This window comes from Streptomyces sp. NPDC107581 (assembly GCF_055657175.1).
This window is the reverse complement of sequence record NZ_JBVKBH010000004.1, coordinates 692,419-698,418: the sequence shown is the minus strand read 5'-3', so window position 1 is coordinate 698,418 and position 6,000 is coordinate 692,419. Positions and strand designations below refer to the sequence as shown.

At 66.8% G+C, this 6,000-nt stretch carries 5 protein-coding genes and 1 rRNA gene; all 6 read left to right on the top strand.

Annotation, left to right across the window (positions count from 1 at the left end; translation table 11 throughout):
• Nucleotides 1–159: 159 nt before the first annotated feature.
• The 6 genes from rrf to ACZ7P3_RS13355 all read left to right on the top strand — a co-directional run bounded on the left by rrf (nt 160) and on the right by ACZ7P3_RS13355 (nt 5,813).
• Nucleotides 160–276, top strand: a 5S ribosomal RNA gene (gene rrf / locus ACZ7P3_RS13380).
• A gap of 110 nt (nt 277–386) precedes the next feature.
• Entirely contained in the window at nt 387–995 is a 609-nt protein-coding gene (locus ACZ7P3_RS13375) for a CDP-alcohol phosphatidyltransferase family protein (RefSeq protein ID WP_472081032.1), read from the top strand.
• Between the two features lie 113 nt (nt 996–1,108).
• Nucleotides 1,109–3,604: a sugar phosphate nucleotidyltransferase gene (locus tag ACZ7P3_RS13370; RefSeq protein WP_472081031.1), complete on the top strand. Its 2,496-nt coding sequence runs from the start codon at nt 1,109–1,111 to the stop codon at nt 3,602–3,604.
• A gap of 120 nt (nt 3,605–3,724) precedes the next feature.
• Entirely contained in the window at nt 3,725–4,642 is a 918-nt protein-coding gene (locus ACZ7P3_RS13365; RefSeq protein ID WP_472081030.1) for a DUF881 domain-containing protein, read from the top strand.
• Entirely contained in the window at nt 4,639–4,971 is a 333-nt protein-coding gene (locus ACZ7P3_RS13360) for a small basic family protein (protein ID WP_003988855.1), read from the top strand. Before ACZ7P3_RS13365 ends, ACZ7P3_RS13360 begins: the two co-directional genes overlap by 4 nt.
• Nucleotides 4,972–4,976: 5 nt before the next feature.
• Entirely contained in the window at nt 4,977–5,813 is an 837-nt protein-coding gene (locus tag ACZ7P3_RS13355; protein ID WP_472081029.1) for a DUF881 domain-containing protein, read from the top strand.
• Nucleotides 5,814–6,000 lie beyond the last annotated feature (187 nt).

Here is a 6,000-nt window from a genome sequence, read left to right as displayed (position 1 = left end):
GGTTGATAGGCCAGATATGGAAGCCTGGTAACGGGTGGAGTTGACTGGTACTAATAGGCCGAGGGCTTGTCCTCAGTTGCTCGCGTCCACTGTGTTGGTTCTGAAACCACGAACAGCCCCACGTTGCCACACGTGGTGCGGCGTTCAGTTTCATAGTGTTTCGGTGGTCATAGCGTGAGGGAAACGCCCGGTTACATTCCGAACCCGGAAGCTAAGCCTCACAGCGCCGATGGTACTGCAGGGGGGACCCTGTGGGAGAGTAGGACGCCGCCGAACTTCTTTTACAGCTCCGGCCCTTGGGCATACAGCCCAGGGGCCGGAGCTTTTTTGCGTTGAGGTAGGGTCAGGGGGCATCGTTGGCTCGTTTTCGCACAGGAGGCCCCCGGGTGGAGGTCCAGGAGACCCGTGTCCAGACAGACCGGGTCCTCACCATCCCCAACATCCTCAGCATGGCGCGGCTCGTCGGCGTACCCCTCTTCCTCTGGCTGATCCTCAGGCCGGAGTTCGGGGGTCCCAACAGCGATGGCTGGGCCCTCCTCGTGCTGGCCTTCAGCGGGATCAGTGACTACCTGGACGGCAAGCTCGCCAGGCGCTGGAACCAGATCAGCAGCCTCGGCCGGCTCCTCGACCCCGCCGCCGACCGGCTGTACGTTCTGTCCACGCTGGTGGGCCTCACCTGGCGCGAGATCCTGCCGCTCTGGCTGACCGGCCTCCTGCTGGTGAGAGAGCTGGTCCTGCTGGTGATGGTGGGCATCCTCAGGCGTCACGGCTATCCGCCCCCGCAGGTGAACTTCCTGGGCAAGGCCGCGACCTTCAACCTGATGTACGCCTTCCCTCTCCTGCTCCTCAGTGACGGAAAGGGATGGATCGCGTCACTCGCTGCCATTTTCGGATGGGCGTTCGCAGTGTGGGGTACAACCCTCTACTGGTGGGCAGGAGTGCTCTACGTGGTACAGGTCCGCCGTCTGGTTCGTGCGGACGCCGCGGCCGATTGAGCTCGTTGATTGTCCGGACATGGTGGCCCGATGGCCCGCTGTCCACATCTGCGGGACAATCATGACGGGTGAAGTCGGCTAGACCGTCGTCTCTTTAGGAGGACGCTTCCGACATGAAGGCCGTCGTGATGGCCGGTGGCGAAGGCACACGCCTTCGCCCTATGACCTCCAGCATGCCCAAGCCGCTCCTGCCGGTGGTGAACCGCCCGATCATGGAGCACGTGCTGCGGCTGCTCAAAAGGCATGGGCTCAACGAGACCGTTGTCACCGTGCAGTTCCTGGCATCGCTCGTCAAGAACTACTTCGGCGACGGCGAAGAGCTCGGAATGGAGCTCACATATGCCAACGAGGAGAAGCCGCTCGGTACCGCCGGAAGCGTCAAGAACGCCGAAGAGGCGTTGAAGGACGACGCCTTCCTCGTCATCTCCGGTGACGCCCTGACCGACTTCGACCTCACCGACCTGATCGATTTCCACAAGGAGAAGGGCGCACTCGTCACGGTCTGTCTCACCCGGGTGCCCAATCCGCTGGAGTTCGGCATCACGATCGTCGACGAGGAAGGCAAGGTCGAGCGATTCCTCGAGAAGCCGACCTGGGGTCAGGTCTTCTCCGACACGGTCAACACCGGCATTTATGTCATGGAGCCCGAAGTCTTCGACTACGTCGAGCCCGATGTGCCCGTCGACTGGTCCGGAGACGTCTTCCCACAGCTGATGAAGGAAGGCAAGCCCATCTACGGCTATATCGCCGAGGGCTACTGGGAGGACGTCGGCACCCACGAGAGTTATGTGAAGGCGCAGGCCGACGTCCTGGAGGGCAAGGTCAACGTCGACATCGACGGGTTCGAGATCTCCCCGGGCGTCTGGGTGGCGGAGGGTGCCGAGGTGCATCCGGATGCCGTACTGCGCGGACCGCTCTACATCGGCGACTACGCCAAGGTGGAGGCCGGCGCGGAAATCCGCGAGCACACCGTCGTGGGGTCCAACGTCGTCGTCAAGAGCGGTGCCTTTCTGCACCGCGCCGTCGTGCACGACAACGTGTATGTCGGCCAGCACAGCAATCTGCGCGGCTGTGTCGTGGGCAAGAACACCGACATCATGCGGGCTGCCCGGATCGAGGACGGGGCGGTCATCGGTGATGAGTGCCTGATCGGTGAAGAATCGATCGTTCAGGGCAATGTCCGGGTCTACCCGTTCAAGACCATCGAGGCCGGTGCCTTCGTCAACACCTCGGTCATCTGGGAGTCCAGAGGGCAGGCGCAACTCTTCGGCGCCCGAGGTGTGTCCGGCATCCTGAACGTGGAGATCACACCCGAACTGGCCGTGCGGCTGGCCGGCGCCTATGCGACCACGCTGAAGAAGGGTGCCACGGTCACCACGGCCCGCGATCACTCGCGGGGCGCCCGTGCGCTCAAGCGGGCCGTCATCTCGGCGCTCCAGGCCAGCGCCATCGACGTACGCGACCTGGAGAACGTGCCGTTGCCCGTGGCGCGGCAGCAGACCGCGCGAGGCAGTGCCGGCGGCATCATGATCCGTACCTCGCCGGGTGTGCCGGACTCCGTCGACATCATGTTCTTCGACGGGCAGGGCGCGGATCTGTCGCAGGGCGGTCAGCGCAAGCTCGACCGGGTGTTCGCGCGGCAGGAGTACCGCAGGGCGTTCCCCGGGGAGATCGGCGATCTGTACTTCCCGGCGAGCGTCTTCGACTCGTACACCGGCTCGCTGCTGAGGAACGTCGACACCACCGGGATCGCGGAGTCGGGTCTGAAGGTCGTCGTGGACGCCTCCAACGGCAGCGCCGGCCTCGTCCTGCCGAGCCTTCTCGGCAAGCTCGGTGTGGACTCGCTGACCGTCAATCCCGGTCTCGACGAGGCCAGGCCCACGGAGACCGAGGAGATGCGCCGCAACGGGCTGATGCGGCTCGGCGAGATAGTGGCGTCCTCGAGGGCCGCGTTCGGCGTCCGGTTCGACCCCGTGGGCGAGCGGCTGTCGCTCGTGGACGAGAAGGGCCGGATCATCGAGGACGACCGGGCGCTGCTGGTGATGCTGGACCTGGTGGCGGCCGAGCGGCGCAGCGGCAGGGTGGCGCTGCCGGTGACCACCACCCGGATCGCCGAACAGGTGGCCGCCTATCACGGCACACAGGTCGAATGGACCACCACCTCTCCCGACGACCTCACGCGTGTGGGGCGTGAAGAGGCCACCATCTTCGGCGGCGACGGCAAGGGCGGCTTCATCGTCCCCGAGTTCAGCAGCGTCTATGACGGGACGGCGGCCTTCGTACGGCTGATCGGGCTGGTGGCGCGTACGCAGCTCACGCTGAGCCAGATCGACGCGCGGATTCCGCGGGCGCACGTCCTCAAGCGGGACCTGGCGACCCCGTGGGCCGTCAAGGGCCTGGTGATGCGGCGTGTCGTCGAGGCGGCCGGGGATCGCTTTGTCGACACGACCGACGGTGTGCGGGTCGTGGAGACCGACGGCCGCTGGGTGATGGTGCTGCCCGACCCGGCGGAGGCCGTCACCCACCTGTGGGCCGAGGGTCCCGACGACGCCGGGGCGCAGGCCCTGCTGGACGAGTGGTCCGCCGTGGTGGACAGCGCAGGGCGGTAGGGCAGGCAGGCCGGACGGCCCGAACCACTGGCACACACGCGTGCCGGACAAGTGTCCTCCGGGGGGCCTGTCCGGCACGCCGGTGGGGCCATTCGGAGGTACTGCTCGCGACATGCGACGATGTGCGGCATGCCGCAGCAACCCCCCGTTCGGAGCAGCCCCCCGCGGCCGCAGCGTCCGGACGCCTCCATGTCGTTGATCACCAACGTCATGGACCACAGCCTCGACGACGGGTACGCCGAGGCTGCCGCCCGGAGGAAGTCCCAGGGGGAAGGCGGGCTGCCCAAGACCCTGAGGGCGAAGCTGGGCCTGGCGGCCGGGCTGGTGCTCGCGGCGCTGGTCGTGACCGTGGGGGCGGCGCAGGCGCGTGTCGCGGCACCCGTGGTGGCCAAGGAGCGCCAGGAGCTCATCGACCGCATCGACCGGGAGACCGCGAGCGCGGACAAGCTGGAGAGCAGTGTCGACACGTTGCGTGACGACGTGAGCGCACGGCAGCGGGCGGCTCTGAAGAAGAGCGGCGCCGGTGCCGAGGCGGATCTGGTGAGTGTCCTGTCGGGCGCCACCGAGGTGCACGGTCCCGGGGTCAAGCTCGTCGTGAACGACGCCAAGGAGGCCAGCACCGGCGGCGACGGCACCAACCCGCGCGAGACCTCCGGTTTCTCCGACACCGGGCGGGTGCGTGACCGGGACATGCAGCGCGTGGTCAACGGACTGTGGACCTCCGGGGCCGAGGCCGTGTCGATCAACGGGCAGCGGCTGACGGCCCTGTCCGCGGTCAGGGCCGCGGGTGACGCGATACTGGTCGACAACAGGCCGCTGGTGCCGCCGTACACGGTGCTGGCGGTGGGGGACGGGGAACGGCTGAGCACCAGGTTCCAGAACAGTGCCGACGGGTTGTACCTGCACGCCCTGGAGCAGAACTACGGGATCCGGGCCAGCATCTCCGCGCAGGGCGACGTCCGGTTGCCCGCCGCACCGAGTGTGATCGTACGCACAGCACAGCCGAACGCCGAGACATCTGAGAAGGGCACATCGTGATCGCCGTACTGGGCCTCGTCGTGGGAGTCGTGGCCGGCCTGTTGGTCCGGCCCGAGGTTCCGGCGGTCGTCGAGCCGTACCTTCCGATCGCCGTCGTGGCGGCGCTGGACGCCGTGTTCGGCGGTCTGCGGGCCATGCTCGACGGCATCTTCGACGACAAGGTCTTCGTGGTGTCGTTCCTGTCCAACGTGGTCGTGGCCGCGCTGATCGTGTTCCTGGGGGACAAGTTGGGTGTGGGCGCGCAGCTGTCCACCGGTGTCGTCGTGGTCCTGGGCATCCGGATCTTCTCCAACGCCGCGGCGATCCGGCGGCACGTCTTCCGGGCGTGAGAGCGATGAGCAACCAGGAGGAGCAGCCGGAGAACAGGCTGCGCAAGGAACTGCCCGACGAGGTGCCGGCTTCGGCGGCCGAGTCCGCACCGGCCCCCGCCGAGAGCGGTGAGCCGCAGCTCACCGGGCGCGAGCGGCTGGTCAAGGGGCTGTGGCCGCTGCGCCTCACCCGGGCCCAACTCATCGTCGCCCTGCTGCTGTTCGGGCTCGGTTTCGGGCTGGCGGTGCAGGTGGCGTCGAACAGCGACAGCGACAGCGCGCTGCGCGGCGCACGTCAGGAAGATCTTGTTCGCATTCTCGATGAACTGGATTCGCGCACTCAGCGTCTTGAGGACGAGAAGCAGGGACTCGAAAAGCAGCGGTCGGAACTGCAGAGCAGCTCCGACCAGGCCGCGGAGGCACGCAAGCAGACCGCCGAGAAGAAGAGACAACTCGGCATCCTGGCGGGCACCGTGGCGGCGCAGGGTCCCGGCATCACCATGACGATCCAGGACACGAAGGGGACGGTCAAAGCGGACATGCTGCTCGACGCGATCCAGGAGCTGCGCGCGGCCGGTGCCGAGGCGATCCAGGTCAATGGGGTACGCGTGGTCGCAAGCACCTACTTCACCGACTCGGAGAAGAGTGTGAGCGTCGACGGGAACAAGATCGACGCCCCCTATCGTTTCCAGGTCATCGGCAAGCCGCAGGATCTCGAGCCGGCGTTGAACATTCCGGGCGGAGTGGTGCAGACGCTGGAGAAGGAGCAGGCCACGGTGACCGTGGAGCGGTCGAGCAAGATCGTTGTGGACGCCTTGCGACAGGCGAAGCAGCCTGACTACGCTCGGTCGTCCTCCCAGTGAACCGGTGGTGCATGGGGGACGTCCGGCAGGGGCATGAGGTTGCGGGGGGTCGGCGCACCGAAGGGGCGGTGCGTGGTGGAAACTGTTTGGCGGATACGGACGTTGTGAGAATGTCCGGGTCGGCCGGTGTAGGCAATCAGGGTTCGTCCTGCCCCACGGGCGGGTCTGTTTCGGTCAAGGGGAATCG